Source organism: Nitrosomonas ureae (assembly GCF_900108305.1).
Classification (GTDB): domain Bacteria; phylum Pseudomonadota; class Gammaproteobacteria; order Burkholderiales; family Nitrosomonadaceae; genus Nitrosomonas; species Nitrosomonas ureae_B.
In genome coordinates, this window is the sequence record NZ_FNUX01000001.1 from 269,480 (window position 1) to 287,780 (window position 18,301).

At 41.5% G+C, this 18,301-nt stretch carries 20 protein-coding genes and 1 pseudogene; 4 read left to right on the forward strand and 17 right to left on the reverse strand.

Annotation, left to right across the window (positions count from 1 at the left end; genetic code table 11):
* Window positions 1-413: 413 nt before the first annotated feature.
* Window positions 414-860, forward strand: a complete 447-nt coding sequence (locus tag C4S39_RS01330) for a putative molybdenum carrier protein (RefSeq protein ID WP_258039228.1) — start codon at window positions 414-416, stop codon at window positions 858-860.
* A 56-nt stretch (window positions 861-916) separates the two neighbouring features.
* A pseudogene (locus C4S39_RS01335) lies at window positions 917-1,021 on the forward strand (IS1595 family transposase); the annotation flags it as partial.
* A gap of 515 nt (window positions 1,022-1,536) precedes the next feature.
* Here the strand turns inward: C4S39_RS01335 and C4S39_RS01350 are convergent.
* From C4S39_RS01350 to C4S39_RS01400, 11 genes are all read right to left on the reverse strand, one after another.
* The gene (locus C4S39_RS01350; protein ID WP_103965246.1) at window positions 1,537-2,343 is read right to left on the reverse strand and encodes a hypothetical protein; all 807 of its coding nucleotides are present in this window, start codon (window positions 2,341-2,343) and stop codon (window positions 1,537-1,539) included.
* 56 nt (window positions 2,344-2,399) lie between these two features.
* On the reverse strand, window positions 2,400-2,663 hold the full coding sequence (locus C4S39_RS15425; RefSeq protein ID WP_103965247.1) for a hypothetical protein: 264 nt from the start codon (window positions 2,661-2,663) through the stop codon (window positions 2,400-2,402).
* A gap of 35 nt (window positions 2,664-2,698) precedes the next feature.
* Window positions 2,699-2,911 (reverse strand): hypothetical protein, encoded by a 213-nt coding sequence (locus C4S39_RS01360; RefSeq protein ID WP_103965248.1) that lies wholly within the window; start codon window positions 2,909-2,911, stop codon window positions 2,699-2,701.
* Window positions 2,912-2,924: 13 nt separating this feature from the next.
* Window positions 2,925-3,116 carry a hypothetical protein gene (locus C4S39_RS01365; RefSeq protein ID WP_103965249.1) on the reverse strand — a complete coding sequence of 64 codons (192 nt, stop codon included), beginning with the start codon at window positions 3,114-3,116 and terminating at the stop codon, window positions 2,925-2,927.
* A complete protein-coding gene (locus C4S39_RS01370) occupies window positions 3,103-3,369 on the reverse strand; it encodes a hypothetical protein (RefSeq protein WP_103965250.1) in 267 nt (88 codons plus the stop codon). Before C4S39_RS01370 ends, C4S39_RS01365 begins: the two co-directional genes overlap by 14 nt.
* A gap of 104 nt (window positions 3,370-3,473) precedes the next feature.
* Complete coding sequence (locus C4S39_RS01375; protein WP_181023719.1) at window positions 3,474-5,618, reverse strand: YfjI family protein; 2,145 nt, start codon at window positions 5,616-5,618, stop codon at window positions 3,474-3,476.
* Entirely contained in the window at window positions 5,615-5,914 is a 300-nt protein-coding gene (locus tag C4S39_RS01380) for a CHC2 zinc finger domain-containing protein (protein ID WP_103965252.1), read from the reverse strand. The genes C4S39_RS01375 and C4S39_RS01380 overlap by 4 nt, the downstream gene beginning before the upstream one ends.
* The gene (locus C4S39_RS01385) at window positions 5,911-6,228 is read right to left on the reverse strand and encodes a helix-turn-helix domain-containing protein (protein WP_103965253.1); all 318 of its coding nucleotides are present in this window, start codon (window positions 6,226-6,228) and stop codon (window positions 5,911-5,913) included. Before C4S39_RS01385 ends, C4S39_RS01380 begins: the two co-directional genes overlap by 4 nt.
* The gene (locus C4S39_RS01390) at window positions 6,225-6,506 is read right to left on the reverse strand and encodes a hypothetical protein (protein ID WP_103965254.1); all 282 of its coding nucleotides are present in this window, start codon (window positions 6,504-6,506) and stop codon (window positions 6,225-6,227) included. The genes C4S39_RS01385 and C4S39_RS01390 overlap by 4 nt, the downstream gene beginning before the upstream one ends.
* 105 nt (window positions 6,507-6,611) lie before the next feature.
* Window positions 6,612-7,448: a hypothetical protein gene (locus C4S39_RS01395; RefSeq protein ID WP_146059732.1), complete on the reverse strand. Its 837-nt coding sequence runs from the start codon at window positions 7,446-7,448 to the stop codon at window positions 6,612-6,614.
* A 4-nt stretch (window positions 7,449-7,452) separates the two neighbouring features.
* Window positions 7,453-8,526 (reverse strand): tyrosine-type recombinase/integrase, encoded by a 1,074-nt coding sequence (locus C4S39_RS01400; RefSeq protein ID WP_103965256.1) that lies wholly within the window; start codon window positions 8,524-8,526, stop codon window positions 7,453-7,455.
* A gap of 760 nt (window positions 8,527-9,286) precedes the next feature.
* Between C4S39_RS01400 and C4S39_RS01405 the strand changes: the two genes are divergently transcribed.
* Together C4S39_RS01405 and C4S39_RS01410 are read left to right on the forward strand one after the other, a co-directional pair.
* Entirely contained in the window at window positions 9,287-9,610 is a 324-nt protein-coding gene (locus C4S39_RS01405) for a DUF4258 domain-containing protein (RefSeq protein WP_103965257.1), read from the forward strand.
* On the forward strand, window positions 9,607-9,822 hold the full coding sequence (locus C4S39_RS01410; protein ID WP_074722694.1) for a hypothetical protein: 216 nt from the start codon (window positions 9,607-9,609) through the stop codon (window positions 9,820-9,822). Before C4S39_RS01405 ends, C4S39_RS01410 begins: the two co-directional genes overlap by 4 nt.
* 655 nt (window positions 9,823-10,477) lie before the next feature.
* Here C4S39_RS01410 and C4S39_RS01415 read toward each other — a convergent pair.
* The 6 genes from C4S39_RS01415 to C4S39_RS01440 form a co-directional block, all read right to left on the reverse strand.
* Entirely contained in the window at window positions 10,478-12,496 is a 2,019-nt protein-coding gene (locus tag C4S39_RS01415; RefSeq protein WP_103965258.1) for a DUF3732 domain-containing protein, read from the reverse strand.
* Window positions 12,493-12,957 (reverse strand): three component ABC system middle component, encoded by a 465-nt coding sequence (locus tag C4S39_RS01420; protein WP_103965259.1) that lies wholly within the window; start codon window positions 12,955-12,957, stop codon window positions 12,493-12,495. The genes C4S39_RS01415 and C4S39_RS01420 overlap by 4 nt, the downstream gene beginning before the upstream one ends.
* Window positions 12,954-14,081, reverse strand: a complete 1,128-nt coding sequence (locus tag C4S39_RS01425) for a hypothetical protein (RefSeq protein ID WP_103965260.1) — start codon at window positions 14,079-14,081, stop codon at window positions 12,954-12,956. The genes C4S39_RS01420 and C4S39_RS01425 overlap by 4 nt, the downstream gene beginning before the upstream one ends.
* Window positions 14,082-14,467: 386 nt before the next feature.
* Window positions 14,468-14,800, reverse strand: a complete 333-nt coding sequence (locus C4S39_RS01430) for an HU family DNA-binding protein (RefSeq protein WP_103965261.1) — start codon at window positions 14,798-14,800, stop codon at window positions 14,468-14,470.
* Window positions 14,801-14,938: 138 nt separating this feature from the next.
* Entirely contained in the window at window positions 14,939-16,129 is a 1,191-nt protein-coding gene (locus C4S39_RS01435; RefSeq protein WP_103965262.1) for a GIY-YIG nuclease family protein, read from the reverse strand.
* A complete protein-coding gene (locus C4S39_RS01440) occupies window positions 16,122-18,170 on the reverse strand; it encodes a DEAD/DEAH box helicase (protein WP_103965263.1) in 2,049 nt (682 codons plus the stop codon). The genes C4S39_RS01435 and C4S39_RS01440 overlap by 8 nt, the downstream gene beginning before the upstream one ends.
* Window positions 18,171-18,301 lie beyond the last annotated feature (131 nt).

The window sequence follows — 18,301 nt, forward strand, 5'->3', positions numbered from 1 at the left end:
GAAAGATGTCGAGAGAACAACAAGCAATTCAAGCGCAAATAGAGGGGAGCATAGCAAAGGAATGCCAAAGAACACATAACCTAATTGGCGAAATACTTGCACCGAACTAGGACCGGTTAACACAATCTAACTGCTTCGACAAAATTTCTTGAGTCTGTGTTATCGCATTAGAAGCCAGATTAGGTAAAGTAATTTCGCTGAAGACTTATTGCTTGCTATAGATGATCAGAAAAGAAGGAATAAAAGTTTCTGAAAAGAGCGGTAGCGTATTCGGATTTCTCGTGTTTGCAGATTTATATAATATTCTGTTTATAAGGATAAAATTTCTGTGTACCAGAACCTGAATAAACAGCGAAGATGCGAGATTTGAAGATATTTCAACCCAAAAGAGGTTAATCATTTTCCAGAAAATAATATCAGGTGGTCAGTCTGGAGTGGATCGTGCAGCGCTGGATTGGGCAATACAAAACAATATCCCTCATGGCGGCTGGTGCCCTAAAGAGCGACGGGCGGAAGATGGCGTTATTTCTGATCGTTATGTATTGGAAGAAACCGAAAGTAAAGGCTATAGGCAGCGAACGAAATGGAATGTTCAAGATAGTGATGCTACGTTGATTATAACGCTGGTACCAGAAATAGCTGGTGGGTCACTTTTTACCTATGAATATGCCAAAAAAATTGCAAAGCCATGTCTTCACGTTTTTCCCGATAGTCAATGGCGTAAAAAGACTCAAGTATTTTTGGAAGCAAATCCAATTCAGATACTGAATGTGGCAGGACCACGCTGTTCAAATGCAGTGGGTATTGAGCAATTTGTTTATGAAGTTCTGAATGAGATAGTAATAACAATATCTTTTTGAGACTAACAAATAGCTTGGTCAAAGTCTGAGCAAATCCGCATTTTAGAAACATTACAGCTTTGGTGGGTGTTCGTCGTAGCGGAAAGCAAGGTTGCGGTGCCAAGGGAAAAACCCCAGTACTGGTGACAATTGAGAACCGGAGCAAGTGTGCTGGGTTTATCTGTAGTAGTTCAGATCTGATCTGGTTTTCCAGGGACCTCGCCGGTGAATGACTTCAGCCTTATACAAGCCATTGATGCTCTCCGCCAAGGTCAGATGGTGAGGCGTTATGCTCACCTTGCACCTGAGCAATTTGCCCAGCATGCCCGGGTCTTGGATGGCGTGCTAAATGTCACAAATTTGGCACAATCGAAGTAAAAATGGTTCGGTTATGTTTCTAAGTTATTGATAATTGGTGCTGTTGAGAGGAGTCGAACCTCCGACCTACTGATTACGAATCCATTCTAATCAATAAATTACAACACATAACAACAAACTAAAGCAATTCTATCAAATAGTTAATTCATGACTCTTGTTGCTGCTTGTCATGCTTTTTGCTGGTTTATTATCTGTGAGTGCCCCACTATTGCCCCATATCAATGCCTTCGGCAAATACAACAGTACGAAAAATTTGAATAATCAATTTCCTGATTATGTTATTACCTTAATGCTCATAACTTTGCATATCTTCAGATTATTAAAATGGCAAGAAGTCAATATAGTCGCAACCTAATCCATGTTCTCTTGATTTCCAATCAAAAACATATTCATTCTCGTCTAAGTCTTCGCATGCCATTCCAGGAAATAAGTTTTCTCGTTTATTAGTCACAATCTTCTTTGATATATAATTCCAAGCAACTAATTTTGAATTTTCTATTTCAGGCTCGAAACGTGAAAGTTGGATAACTCCACAAGCTCCAATAGGCTCCCCTTTGGCAACCCAGGTATAAGCACCGGAAACTTCATCTATGATAAGCCGAAAACTTTGCTTCCAGTTATTTGAACTAACTCCACAAGTACGCATTCTTCTATCAAACTCTGCACGAGCCATAGCTAGGTAATTTTCTAGTGTCTTTGATTTGCAGTAGGCATTAGATATTTTAAGAAGATTAATTAAATCTTTTTTCTCCATTTCTGACATGCTATTAATCTTTTCTTGTTGAATTATATTCTGCCCTTGTTTATGGCCTTGCAGTACCAATATGTATTCGTTCATATCCGTACATGCTTGGGATATTTCTTTTCCTTCCCTTTCATTACTTGATTGAAACAATTTTCGCGCTTGATCAAGTTGAGATGTCAATTCTTCAGCCTTCACTTTTTTTTGTACTCGTGTTTGCGTGAATTCACAATCAAGTAAATCGTTTCGAGTTTTCTCGCAGAAGTAGGTTAGTGCATTAGTTTCTTTTGTGTTGTGAACAATCCCTTTATCAGGGGCCTCATTTGCAAGCACTTTGCACGGAATTAACAATGATAAAAAAATGTAAATAAACCCGACTCTCATTTTGTGATGTTCCAAAATATTAAAATTAGATATCAGAATTTAGCTTTGTATTTTGCTTATCTCATGCCCCCCATACACCGGAAATAAGTTTCTCCCATAACGAAGCCCGAAGCAGCTAAACATGATTGCTCTTTCTGTTCACTAGCTGCTTTCATTTGATCTAATTGCATCAAACAATTTGAAAATTCTGGGGTGTTAAGTTTGAACCCATAAGATGTACATTTACTTATCATTTGCTGTCTCACCTGCTCTGGAGTTACGCAACCAAGTACCGCAAACGTAATAATATACATAATTATCAATGATTTAATGTTTGTCATATTTATATATCCACATTTATAATTTCTTATTGATTTTATTTACCTACTCTATTTTCAAATAATCTACTTTTCTGATGTATTTCCAATAGTTCTTCTTCTGAAATACACGCATGTTTACCATCTAGCTTTCTTTGGAAAGCACCCGAAATAGTGCCATCAGATTCAATAATTAATTTGAGAATCCTAATCTCTTGAGATTGAATTTTTGCAAAATCTTCCAGCTTGCGTAATCGGTCTTGAAGTTTCATTGTTTAATTGGCTTTAGTGATCCAGCGTCATCAGCTTATTAATACTTAGTTGCAAATCATTGTTATTGTTTTTTACCCATTCTTGCAGTTCACTTTTATTACACATAGCTGTGATTCTGGCATTTAGCTCCTCATCACTTAAATGCTGTAATCCACTTGGTTGCAATTTTTCGAGTTTCACAATTCTATTTTTAAGCTTTGCCATTGTTAAGGTTTTCCAATGCTTCTATTCGTTTCTCGATATCAGCTAGCTCTATCAATTTGCCAATCTGCGACAACATATATATGAATCTTGAACCATCTTGAGAATTAATACGGCCTGACCTTGCATCCCGATATACGCTTGCCATTTCCCGTCTACAATCGTCAATGGTAGCAAGCTTAATCTTGGGGGTAGGTATAGCTTGTAACACTTGCCCTTCAAGGATTACAGGCGAATTTATTTCTCTATCGTACATAATAATTCTCCAAGCTAAATAGTAATCTCTAGAAATCTGACCACAATAACCACAAAAAGAATTGCATCAGAGCTTCTGTGGTTTTTGTGGTCAAATTCCAAGGCTTATTTTTCTAAAATTATAGGATTAACTTCATAAATCCGACTTGGTCTGCCTTGAGCTTGCTTCAATGCCCTTGGTCGGATGTAGTGCCGCTCGATCAATACTTCCATAATTGGCTCAAGCTCGGCTGTGCGCTTATATCTTGTCTTGTGAGCATAATGGCAATCCCTAAATGTAAATTCTGACTTGCCTTCGCGCTCAATCCATCGTAATACTACGCGGGCGCCATCAAGTGCCGGGTCTGCCCCCATCAGATCAAATACAGCGAAAGCATGTATACTTAACACATCAGCCATGCGTAATGCTGCGCTCATATCTTCTAGGTTGATTTCCTTTTCCCATGGTTTTACAAGTGCATGCCGTGCAATGTGAAGCAAGGCGGCAATTCTAATGACCACACCTGCCAATTTACCCGCCCAATCCGTCAAGTGTGCATAGGTTCCACCTTCCCTCAATTCAGCTTCTACTTTAAGACCAAAGGATTCCCAAGTTTGCAAAGCATCAGCCGTAATTTTTAAGGTATGTGGCAAAGGTTCATCTTTGCTACCAGCCATTTCCTGATTGAGTATGCATGTTAAAATCCCCTCATAGCGGGCTTTGTAATCTGGAAATATTGGGCTTGCATCAAGTGTGCGATAACCTAAATTGGATGCTGGCAGCACATATAGGAAGCGCCCTAATAATCCACGGCCTCGCAAACTAGGTTTTTCTGTCAGTCCGCGCAATACATCCGGCTGTGGTGATAATCCAAAGGTTAGAGCAGGCGTTTGCATAAACACAGGCGGGCGGCAGCCACGATTTACCCTTACCGCGCTTCCTGCATGGCCTTGCAGAAATAAATCAAGATTTGGAATGCCACCAGAATAACGTCCGCCCAAAATATCGAATATTCCCGCTTCATCACTTAAGATAGCCATTCTTTCATTATTATTTGCCATGATAGTACCCAGATTCTCAGGGGTTACATCCTGGGCCCAAATCTGTGGAACTGCTGGAATTTCTGGTAAATTAGCTTCTATATCGGCAATCTCATTTTTTAACTGCTCAAATTCTGCACCCTTAGCCTTACTAGCTTGTTTACGTAGGAAGTTTAATTGCTCACGAATTGTTGCATCATCGGCCTGTGCTTTCTTGATAGCAGGCTCTAATTTTTCACGCTGTAAATTTTCCCATTTAGTCAACGGTGCAGTGGCTGCCATTTGCACGGCTGTTTTACGGCTACCCGGTGGAAGGGCTGCACATGACCAAATATTTACAGGCTCAAAATAATCAGCTTTAACACGCACCCGGTATTTACCTTGAGCGGCAGCGCTTATGGCTGCCAGCACCAACATTGCAGATAATTCAGGCGGGGTTTCAGTGGATTCACTCAAAGCCCTTACAAAATCCTGAATGCTGCCCGGAAAGACATCATCCGGCCATGGTGGAAGCTTGGCAGATTCCAAGCTGATCGGCGCTTGCCAATTGGTTGTGTCTGCCTGTTCTGATGTTACTTTCCATTCATCAGGCACTGGTTTGCAATGCTGTTGTGCTGCTTCTTTAAAATCATTCAGCAAAGCACCATTTTCAATGAGGCTTTGTGGTAATGGCTCATATCCATCCCAATTCGGTAAAACCTCATCAATATTAGATATTATCCAGTCGATCACATCCCCAGCGGGCGGAAGGTTTGGCAAACGTACAATAAATAGGGCGGGCGGCTCATCAAGGCTCATCAGGATTGCAGCCACGGCCTTAATATAGCTTTCGCCAGCCTCATCATTGTCAGGAAGCAAATAAATCCGCTTCCGCCCATTTAATGGCTTCCAGTCTGCTTTATGGGCTGCATTGCTGCCGCCTTGCGAAGTAATCGCCACCAATCCCAAAGATTGCAGGGCAGCGGCGGCTTTTTCGCCTTCAACAATTAATACAGATCGATCATCAGTAGCTTGGTTTAATATGTCCAATCCAAACAGTGGACGCGGTTCGGTTGCGCTGCCATGCTGCCAGCTGTGCCCGTTGATTCGTTTAAAATAAGGCACAATCTCTTTTTTCTTGCCATCATCAAAGCGGGCAACGCAGCCAATCGGTTCACCTTGATTGCTGCGGTATTCCCATACATGGCGGCGCGGCTTGCCGTTAAATGTTTGAGGTATGCCCTGCATCATAACCCCCATTCAGTAGATAGTTTTTGCACCGCTTCAGGGAAGCTCAAACCGTCTCTTTGCTGAATATAGGCGATAATATCCCCGCCCTTAGTTCCACATGAGAAGCAAATAAATGCCCCGGTTTCAAGATTCACTCGAAAGCTTCCGGCTTGTTTATCAGGATGGAATGGGCATAATCCGCCATCGCGCCACCCACCCCCTCGCGGGGGCGGCATTGCAGGTAATTCGTTGCGGTAAAAATCAATGGGGCGAATATATGCTTTTACATTTTGAAGTGATTGAATAGCAGTTTTCATATTGCATCACCCATGCTATTCTCTGGCGTATCGGTTTCTTGCCTATGGACTCCGTCTGCTTTATCGGCTGGAGTGGGTGCAACCACTTCAGCCACCAACACATAACACACTACACGGTGAATTTTTCCGCAATCGCTTGCCCTGTCGATTTCGATTGTTTTGATTCCGACACCACGCTTGCGTAACTCCATCACACGCGCTGCCGGGTGCATTACGTCTAGTTCTTTGCGTGCTGTTAGCGTATCAAGTGGGCGGTTGCGCAAAAAATCCAAGATTCGATTGCGCTGGGCTGCTGCTGAAATGAAGGCGCTCATTTTGCACCTCCTTGCTGTTGATCAATCCATTGAAAGAACTTGGCTTCATCTATCAGCAATTTTCGACCAATACGCACCAAGGCGACATTTAGCCCATTGCCTTGGATTGTGCCTCGGGATGTTGTGCGATTATCAGAAAGGAAAATAAGATTGCGAAGGCTGCCTTGAGTGAATGCCGGATGTTTGTCGCTGAATTGTCGAACACTCAATAGGGTGCGGGGTGGTAGAAAAACTGGATAAGCATCTTTAATTGCTTGCGATTCTAAAATTTGATTCATTTAGACTCTTCTCCTTTGTTATTAAAAACATCACGATATTGCTGTGATTCGGGGAGAGCTTCGCACATGCTATTCTTGGAATAGCGTTACACTAAGAATCATAGGTTAAGTTTTTTTAATTTCGGTCAAAATATCCCGCAGTCTTTTGTAATTTAGTTTTTTTTGAGCATTAGGCTTATCCCCTCGCTTCATGAAAAAGATAATTTCTGCATCGTCATCAACCTCAGTAAATAAAACCCCCGTTGGGTTGCTTGTCGATTCATAATAATCTAAACACTTATCAGCGTCTTTCAATTCATCTAGAACATCATCAAACTTAGTCGAGTGAATATTTTTACTGATTATCTTTATGCTAGCTTTAGGCTCATATATTTTTCCTTTTCGTCTGCTACCACCTTTTTTGAAAAGTTCTAATCTTTCTAAATGCCGCAAAATATTTTGTTGCGCTAAAAGTTCATTTTCCAGAGATCGTGCATTACGTTCTGACTCATAACGCTGCATCTCCCAAGAGGCTTTTATCATTGAGTCAACACGATTTTCAGCAGCTTCCGATAATACCAATATTGCAGAAACATATTGATAGCCAATATCTTTATCTAAATCCAGCAAAAGCGGATAAGCTTCTTTGCGCAACTTTGACAATAAGTCTGCATAATCCAGTATAAAATCCCCAGCACATACATAAGGAGGGCAATCCTCAAATTCACGGTCTTTATATTCACCATTCAAAGGCTGTTTGCCAAAGGCAAGTTTCCAATCTATAAAAACATTCTCAAGTTGATTTCTTAATTCAGTTATTCTAGATTCATTTCCCCAATCCTTTATAAGAATCATTCGGGCATCATGTACTTGTTTTATTAAAGCCCTATTTTTTACTTCCCCTAAAAACCATGATTTTGTTGATGTCGGAAAAATTCCTGACCAACTTATTAAATTAAACATGAATTTAGATGCCAAATATTTTGCTGTTCATAGAAGCTACTACACGGGCTGTGTGGCCTTCGGACAAGTGCGCATATCGCTTCACCATCTGTAAGGTTTTATGTCCTAATACTTCGGCTATTTCAGCTAGGCTTGCGCCATTCATGGCTAAGTAACTTGCTGCACTATGCCGCAAGTCATGAAATTTGAAATCATGCAGCTCTGCTTTTTTAACGGCTGTTTCCCATGGCGTACGTAAGTCCATGGGCTTTTGTGGTTTTTGTGGTGCGTTTTCTTTAGCCGGGAAAAGTAAATTGCAATCAATCCGGCGCACTTTGGAAAGTTCTTTTAATAATTCCAAGGCATGGCCAGTAATCGCCACGGCGCGGCGTTCACCGTTTTTTGTTTCGTGCAGAATCGCCCGGCCTTGGTTTAAATCCACCACATCCCAGGTTAATCCCATGATTTCACCTTGACGCATTCCAGTCGAAAGTGCCAGCACAACAACGGTGTATATATAAGGATTACTGGATTCCTTGCAGGCTTGCAGTAAGCGCATGCGCTCATCATCGGATAGGAAGCGAACCCGTCCGCGTGATTCCTTGGGTTTGGTTACTTTACGCATTGGGCTATCCTCTAACCAGCCCCATTCTTTTACTGCAATAGTAAGCGCGTGAGAAAGCGCAGCCATATACCGTACAACACTGGCAGGTGAACGTAACTTTTTTCTCACTGTGATTTCGCGGCCTAACTTGTCTCTACATTCGCCAATAAGTGAAGGCGTTATATCTGCAAGTGAGTAGCTGCCGATTTCAGATTTCCACCATGCAAGTTGCTGTGTTTGGTCTTTTGCGCTCTTCTTGCTTGGTAATACATCACGGCAATAGCGATCTATCATTTCCGCTAATGTGTGGCGTTTGGCTTCGGTGGTTTTGAAGTGGCGGCCTTCTCGAATCGCTGATTCGGTTTGCTGTGCCCATTTCTTGGCATCAGTCAGGCGTTCAAATGTGGCAGATTGGGAAGGAAATCCTTTTAAGCGTATTTTTGCCCGGTAACTGGTTTTACCATAATTAGAAATACGTTTTTCGATGTTTGCCATGATTGCCTTTGCAAGTGATTAATCACTGTAAATAGATTACAACAAAAAGGCAATAAATAACAACTTATGATTAACATTCATACGTAATAACAATTATTAATAATAAATATTAATTACTTATTTGTATAAAACATTTCAAAGGGACACTAATGGGGTAATTGAAAATTATAAGTGAGACTTTTGTGGTTATTGTGGTGTGATTCTGAAGGAAAGAAAATGAAAACTAGCTAGAAAGTTTATTGCAGTTTGTTATTTTTTAGTGACCCATAATTGCCCCATTTAGGGTGGCTGCAAGATGCTATTCTATTTAACTTATTGATTTTATGGTGCTGTTGAGAGGAATCGAACCTCCGACCTACTGATTACGAAGCCTAGTTATAAATTTTGTGTTTATATAAATCAATCACTTGCAATGCTTGCCAAGCATAAAATCAGTGTCACACAACTACATATGATGGTATTTCAGGCGCAGTTTGGCACAAATCTGGCACAATCAATTTTGCAATCTGTAACATTTAAAATTGTATCAAAATTTAACTGCAAGAGTTGGCTTGCTATTATTGATACAATGAAACCTTGGTAGTTTTATTTGATCGCATATACAGCTCCGATCCTATTGCCAAGATTCGTTGTCGGAGATGGAACTTAAGGAAGCTAAATAAAATACAATGAAAAATAAAGGGATAAGCTGGAGTGATGATTTCCAGGAAAAATAGATGGCATATTTCGTGTTGATAATTTTATCTGATGATATTTTGTCATGAGTGTGACTTTACAACGGGTTATAGCATTAGTTAGTAACGGGGATGTCCGTATATCTGAACATGGTTATGATGAGTTGTCACACGACAATATCTTTGCAAGAGATATTCTCTCAGGTATTGGTGAGGCGATAGTCGTGGAAGATTATCCAGACTATCCGAAAGGCCCATGTGTACTGGTGTTACAAAAAGATAAAAAGAACAAGCCAATTCATGTAGTGTGGGGTATTCCTAGAAATGCAAACATACCAGCTGTTGTCGTTACGGCTTATCGCCCTGACTGTAATAAGTGGAGTAATGATTTTTTGAGGAGATTACGATGAATAATAAACATCTAACAAAATTGGTACGAGAAGGCCAATACATTGCGGAAGTTGAGATCGAGTTGATAGACGCAGGAGAAGGCTGGTCGCCCTATTTGTCGATTGAAGACGCATATAAATTAGATGATGTTCGTGCTGCCTTGCAACGCGGAGATATTCGTACCGCAGGAAAATTTGGTAGAGTTTATACGTTGACGCCTTTAGCAGTATAAATTTTGAGTATTGGTATTAGCTAGAAACTGACTAATAATCTATGTACTTACGCAGCAGGGGCACCTATGTGCGGCGGAATTGAATATCAGAGTGAAAAGATATATTTCCCGCAACTGGGGCGCGGTTGCCGGTGCGTTTGCGAGATGGCAGTGTAACTTGGATAGCCTGGGGCAGACGCAAGGATGAAGCCACTGGTAATTTCCGGTCGGCGGCTGGGCACGACTGAATTCCATCAAAAGCGGAAAATGGAAGCCCTGGCATCCAAGACCGGTTTTAATCGCTGCTGATCAGTTTATGGAAAAGATCACGACAACCAATTCCACTGGATACCCTTGGATACAAGAATGGCGATTCGAGGACTATTGGCAGAAAGAGATGATGAAATGCGGTTTATGTGGTGACTATCAACACGCCACCTGAATATGCCTGGATACATGACCGCTGGCCGAGATTGGTGCGATTGACGGATCAATAATTAGAGTCTTTTTCAATCTGACATTGATTGACTGGATTCGGCCAAAACCGATCTATCTATCAATAAATAATTCCAGATTAACGACGGGATATAGCCTTAAAACTGCCGTTCAACGCTGCGCTTACCGGTAAATTAGGAGCGCAGCGAGTAATTTATCCGTGTGCAGTGCTTTGTTAGAGCTATTCATTTGGGATTGGATTAATCAACCCTCTACTTCGCCATCTATTGCTGTTAACAAGCGTTTCAAACTCCGTTTCATCTGAGAGTTTTAGATCATCAGCATGGTCAGTTACGATTATTTGAGGGGAAAAACCGTCTTCTTTTTCTGTTTCAGTGCAATAAATAGACAGTTGACTAAAAAGGTTCTCTACCGCTTTCATGTCATCATCAATCTGTCTTTCACCTTCGGCACGTTGTTCCATCTCCTTTATTGATTCCTTATTAAAGGTATCTGACTTATCGAATTTAAAGCTCGGGAAATAAACTTGCGTTGGCTGATCAAGGAACAGAATTGAAGGAATAGCGCACTGCTCGCCGAGGGATGCAAAGTATTTATGCAATGCAAGAAACAGAGCAACATGACTATAAAGCCAGTTCGCACCGCTCCCCATCGAACGCAGGAAGATCTTTTCGTCTTTTGGAGTTAAGTGGTAAAGATCAAAGGTTTCGAAGGAAAAGTGCAAGTTAATCGGTTTATAGCTGTCTTCAAACTCAAAATGCTGACCAATTTTATTCATAATGGCATTTACAACATCATTAGCTTTATTTAAACCGTCTTTGTAGTCGTATTCTTTTAGTTGTTGGTCTAACTTGCGAAGCGCGTCTTTGGCTGCCTTCATCCGCTCTTCGACCTCTGCATCGTTAGCAAGATTGAGTGAATCTAGTAGCATATCAAGTTTGGCTTTATAGAGTAGAATGGACTCATATAGGTTTTTCTTCTCACTCAAAACCTTCTCAGACCTCTCGATTTCTATAATTTGCGAAGAGATATTCGTAACTTCCTTTGACAAACCTTCAGTCTGCCTTTGCACATCAACGAGTGAAGACTCAAATTTTGCACGCATCGGTTTGGCTTGCTTGAGGTTGCTAGAAAGTTTGGAAATGGCTTGCTGCAATTGCTCGGCGCTTCGCAGTAACTGCTCGTGTTCGGTATGGCAGAATGGACACACAGATTTTGCGATATGTACTGTTTCACCAAGCTGATGGATTACGCCACTTGCCACAAACTTTTCTTCCTCTGCTATATGGTGCTTTATCGAACCTGCTTGCCGCTGTAGGCGACGCAATTCACTAGTTTTATCAGCTAAATCTTCTTTCAACCTTAAATACAGTTGGGTAATAGCGTCTGACAAAGGCACAATCTTTTCGGGGCGTAGAATTTTTTCTAGCCTTTCTTTAGAATCTTGAGGATGTCGCAGGATATCCTGTAACGAAATAGGATCTTCACTAAATCCCATAGCCGCATAAAGTTGTCGAAGCACAGGCTCTATTTTTTGCTTTTGATTTTCAGCAAGACGTTTATTACTTTCCTGTTCACGCTTTATTCGATTGACTTCGGTTGCTAGTCGTTCTTTTTCCTGTGATAAATGAAAGAACTTCTGATCGACCAGTCCCAAAAATATTTTCGTATGTTCAATAACTTGCTCTCTTTTCTCTTTTTCATCGAAGCGATAGAACAAAGCGTGTTTATTTGCGACCAGATTTTGGTGCTGTAACATAAAAGAAGTAAAACTACGAATAGACGGTGTGGGAGCTTTCGCGTTGAAACGCCTATTTTCTCTAGCCGCCAATGAATCATCGACATCATCGATATCTAAAAACAGTGCCCTAACATGCTTTTTGAAATCACTTAACGTCATAAAGTGACTATCTAGAAAATAATCACGATTGATCTTCTCTGGATAATAATTCTCTTCACGCCTAAAGAAAGCCTTTTTGTCACCATCGGGCAAGCGACCAAGCACAACATCTTGTCCATTCACGTTTAAATATACATAGTAGAGCGCTGCACTGTCAGTGATCACTCCTTTGGGAACGGTATACTCACCACTACCAAAGCAATAATCAAATATCTCTATTAGCGCACTTTTACCAGTCGACGATTTCCCAGTAACAACGTTAAGGCCTTGTTTAAACCTAACTGGGTGAGTTTTACCTGTTTTATCTAGCACCCCCAGTTCATGAATATAGGCTTTCATCGCGGCGTCACTCCTAACAACGCATATATCTCCACCACAGAAAGGTGACTAAACAACTTTCCTAAATTGACCGCACTTTTTTGTTTTACAAACGATAACTCGCTTGTCGGAATTGGATTCACTCCCAGATTTTCTGAATCAATCTCTACCCAATCATTCACCAGGCAATATTGTAACCCTTGGTCAGTCAACGATTTGAAACCATCAAGACGTTCTTGCAAATCATACAATTGGCTTCTATCATTAAAGACCGTCCAGATGGTACTTTTGCTTTTAGAACCAAACTTTGCATTTGAAAGCTTATGAAAGTACAGTGGGTGGCTACACAAAGGGATTATCAACTGCGACAAAAGAAGGTTATTGTCTACACTAATTAACTCTGAATAGAATGAAGCCAGAAACTCGCCATATTTAAATGGGTTGTATTTTGCATGATACAGCGCGTCGGTCAAACTGGTCATGGCTCAACCCTCCATTTTAAATTTTGCTCTTCATCGTCCATTGCGTCATGTATAAGACCATTTTTATATTCAATGGGAGGAATTTCAGAATCCATATTCAGTGGAGATTCACTAATCGTTTGGTTATAAAATATTTTTGAATCCCGAGTTGGAGATGTGCTATTTAGCTTTGCTGAGGAATAATTCAGCTTTAGTCTTTTAATAAGCTTGTGTTGATACTCAACAGTTTTATTCCTAAAGTAGGGAAATTCATCTAATTCCCCATTCAAGGAATTCTGAAGCTCTATCCAATTGCCTACTGCATCAGGTATGACTTCGTAATGTTCGATATCATTTATTTTCTTAACAAAGGGCTTTTCATCATGTTGTTCTAATTCTTCGTTTGTTGCCTCATGGCCTTTAAATAAAGGGAATGTAAACTTCTTGCGGCAATAAGTAGAAGTGAGCTCTTCACACTTGGTATCGAATGCAGATTTAGTAATTACCCATTCTATCGAATCTGCACTTTCGTAGACAAATCCAACAATACCGTGCAGGTAACTTAGCTGATTATTCTTGGGAATACCTGTCAGGTAACCAAGTATTTTACCCCTTACCAATTCTTCATCATCCGCTTCTGTAAACAATACAACCTTAGCCAACACGGCTTTAAGTTTTTCAGTTTCAGCGGTCATCACTGTTTTTTGCAGTTGGACGATAGGTTTAGGTTTTTCTGCTATCAGCTCTTCATTAGTCCTTGTATGAAAAATATCGTGTAGGGTTTGCAATCGCTTATCAGTAGCTTGTTGATTCCAATCCTTCAAAGACGATTTGACACCAAAAGCTTGAGTAGTGTGTAGTACCAATGAGCTATATATCTCGTGATTAAACTCAGGTGCCAGCCAGTTTTTTAGGGTTTTCCAAAAATTCTCGTGGTGGTCAGTCAACGCATCAGCATAATTTTTAACTTCAGCCTGTGTTGATTCATCAGCCGAATTGCCAATGAAGCTAACATCACCGTCCCTTTCAAACCAGACTGATTGACCTTCCTGCATCGCAAAACATTGTTTCAGGCCAATCAATACTTGATAGTGGAAAGCAAGCGACGTCGTTAATGCTGCATTCTTAGTTTGACCGCCTCCCATAAGCACTCCATAGAATTTATAAATCTTACTTTATGGTCTTCAATTTACGTTTGTCTAGTTACGACAGCACTAGCAAGTTATTATCCAAGTCAAGCTAACTTAAGCCTTTTCTTACTTAGCCGTCAAGAATCATCTAAGACACTAGATTTTCTAAACGGTATAGCCTTCTTTTATTCGTGAAAAACGGATCTGGATAAGTCAGAATGTTCAATCACTGGAATTGACTGCCTGGTTATTTGCCCTTCTTTGACATTTAGAAAAAAGTTGTCAGAATGGTCGATGAAATAACTGTGGGCATTAACAGCACCTACAGTATAATTTTCCCCAGGGAATTGTTATACCTTGATGATTCCCTGGTACTTCCAATCAAAACACACCCAATCGTATTATTTCTTTTTTTCAGTCTGTTTAGGTTTTGCTGATTTAGCTGCATTGGTTTTCTTAACAGAAGCCGCTGCATCTGATAGGGCTTTACCTGGTTTGAATTTAACGACTTTCTTGGCAGGAATTGTCATGGTTACACCAGTCGCTGGATTGCGGCCTTCACGACTTGCACGTTCTGTCACTGAGAAAGTACCAAATCCCACAAGCTGAACATCGCTGCCACTAGCCATGGCTTCCTGAATAACTTCAAGCAATTCGTTCAGCATGGCGGTTGTTTGGGCTTTGGTAGTATTAGAGCGCGTAGCAATGGCTTCAATCAATTCGGTCTTGTTCATGGGGATGCCCTATTAGTGGTTTAAGAAGTGGTTGATAATCTAGCATTGCTTATGAAGATATGATGTTGCAAGCTTCAGGTAAGGCAATACAAACAAAAATTACTGGAATTTGATCCAGTTAGTTAATTTAAATAACGACTATTCTATGATCTTTCCAAGATTTGGATCATATCTATAATTCACAATTGACCTATTTCGGATCTTCTCAATCGTTTCATCAATCACGAATAAAGGAACTAAGAACCATTCGCGCGGCACTACAGGATTCCCAAACCTATCCATAATTTCAATATCAAGTTTTGCTGGTTCAAAAAACCTGTGAATCAGGTTCTCCAGCTTTGTGCGATTAATGTTCGAAAGTTCATAAGTAGCCACAATCTCAACATCAGCCATGAGGAAAGTGGGGTCTAGCTTGGCATTGCTGATTCGTCTTTCAATATTGCCGTTGGTTACGCCGATTTTATGAATAACATCGCGGTGTTCCTTAATTAAGGGATGTTCAGATTTACTGCGCAGCACATAAATTGTGCCTGCTTCCATATCTTCCTCTTCAATAACATCGGAAAATAGCGGGCCTGGGGAAGGATCGGTAATCCTGCGACTGGCTTCATCTTTGTTTAGTGCCCGTTGCAGTGATCTCATTAAAATATCGCTTTCGGTACCATTGTCGTATATCACACGCAACCTACGGTCTGGTCGTCCATACTCTGCAATGAATTCAACACCTATTTCTGCAACATAGATTTTTTGGCCCCCGAGGATAAAGAAATCCCCTTGTCTGATCTGCGCATCATCTTTGAATTTACGGGTTAGGCGAATACCGGATGCCAATTCTTCTTGCACCTTGACAAATAATGGCTTGAATTTGTCAAAATCCATGCATGGATTACGTTTGGCGATCTCTTCAGCAGCTTTGATTTCTGCGCGGGATTTTACATACGTTAACTTAGTGATGTCATTTTCACCAGTATCCAAAATACCTAACTCAGACAATAACGCATCATCGTCCAGATTATCCAAATCATTCACAACAGCAGTCGGTTCACCGGCAAGAAGACCATGTTTATCTTTATCCGCTAGAACGGCCCGGCATTCTTCGGAAGCACGGATTTTATCGAGCCTTATTGCATAAAGCCGCTCAAAAATATCGCGATCCTCGCCGTGTGCAGGGGCACGTCCATGCTGTTCATAGAACCGCTCAATATCTTCAAAACCGGCAATGATGCGTTCTTCGCGTGGCGTGTGGCTTCCCGTATTTTTAACCTCCACCTCAACACCAAGCTCAGCAAGAAGCGCATCATCTTCATCAGTAAAACTTGCTTTAGCCATTTGCTGCCTCCGCTTTCACTCGCGCTAGAAATGCAATACCCTCGGCCATTCGTTTTTCCCAAGGATCTTGTGATGTCAGCGATGGAAGCCTTCCACGTTCTTGCTTGAATTTCAGTGCACGCTTGGCCAGTTCGCGTGCTTCCTCGATGGTGAGATTCACTTTCTTACCGGCAATCACCAATGCCACTTGCTTTAGACTGTCCTCATTCATGGCCTTGGCCAGAATTGCATAAGCTTCACCAAAAGGGTTGATACGATCAATCAAATCAATATCAAGATCACGCACATCCATCGCAAACTTGCGAACCCCGTCGATAAGAGCGGTATTGCCAGCTTTTAATGCATCGTCAGCGGAATTGAGGATTTTCTTAGCCTGCTGAGTAAGGTTCAAGGCGGCAATCGCATGCTGACGCACAGCTTCTTGATCATTTTCATCCAGTTCCGGGTATTTATCTTTGACGATTTTACCCATACGCACTTGCGTGAGTTCTTCTGGCACCATCTCGGAATCAAATAAGCCCCGTTCCAACGATGTTTTATCCTGCACAAATGCCGCAATGACCTCGTTCAAATCTTCTTGGCAAATGCGGGTAGCTTCTTTGCTCTTTGGTTCAACCAGCCCTTTAATCTCTATCTGAAACTGTCCGGTCTGCTGGTTAAAGCCGACATTCTCTTTTTTAGGATCGTAACCGCCTTCACCGTAGTCGAAGCCATCTACTGGAACGCTTTGGCTGTTTTTGGGCGTGAAATTGAACTTGGGTGCCAGCACCTGTTCCATCAGCAAGCTGGCCGCAATTGCCTTGAGCGTATCGTTCACCGCATCCGTTACAGCATCTTCGGCGGCATCCGGTTCGGCAATCAGGTTAGTAAAGCGTGCCTTGGTTTTGCCTTTAGCATCACGGGTAGCACGGCCAATGATTTGAATGATTTCCGTTAAGCTGGAACGGTAGCCTACAGTCAATGCATGCTCGCACCAAATCCAGTCAAAACCTTCCTTGGCCATACCGAGAGCGATAATGATATCAACATGCTCACGGTTATGTTTGGCTGCCGGATCACGTAAGGTATTGAGTACAATATCTCGCTTAGCCTCATCATCGACCAGGTCGGCAATCTTCAGTACACCAATAGGAGTTTTTACCAGGTGGAAGCCAGTTTTATCGTCAATGCCCTGCCATTCACCAAGCTCATGGATGATATGTTCCACTTCTTTGATCTTATCTTTAGTGCTTTCCCGTGAATTGACGTTGGGAATATGGATAATCGTTTTTTCCTCTGGGTTCAGCACGCTGAGGATTTCATCAGTATATGAGCCGGTGTAAAAGTAATATCCGATATCCAATTGCTTCAAGTACTGATAGCCGTTTAGCTGTTCATAATAGGTATAAGTTACTACCTCGAATTTAGCTTCATCGTGCGGTGCAAGCACAGCCTCGGCATCGCCACGGAAATAGGAGCCGGTCATGGCGACGATATGTACTTTATCTCGTGCAATGAACTGACCGAGTTGAATTCCCAGTTTATTATCTGAATTTGCACTGACATGATGAAATTCATCAACAGCAATCAAACATCCATCAAACGCTTCCACTCCGAACCTATCCACTGCAAACCGGAAAGTGGCGTGCGTACAAATCAGCACGCGGTCTGTACTATTGAGGAAGCTTTTTACCGCTCCCACTTTACCGCCATTATCATCCCCCGGCGCATTGCAAAGATTCCATTGCGGAGCAACTTCCCAATCCGCCCAGAAACCGTATTTGGTCAGCGGCTCGTTGTTGAAGCTAGCGCCGATGGTTTTCTCCGGCACCACGATAAATGCTTTTTTCAGTCCTTGGTTATATAACTTATCCAGTGTAATAAACATCAACGCACGACTTTTGCCGGATGCCGGTGGGGATTTGATCAGCAGATATTGCTCGCCGCGTTTTTCATATGCACGTTCCTGCATCGCACGCATACCCATCTCGTTGGCCTTTGTGGAACTGCCATTGCAGGCGTAGTTTACGGATACGGAAGGGATGGATTTAATGTCAGTCATGTAAGGCTACCTTTTTTGTTTTGCTGGCTATATCATTGTTGACGCTAACTCAAAACTGACCAGAAAAGGCTGTTTGTGCTAACTGAATTTTGACCAGGTAATCCACGTATCCTGCTTAATTTTTAAGCGGG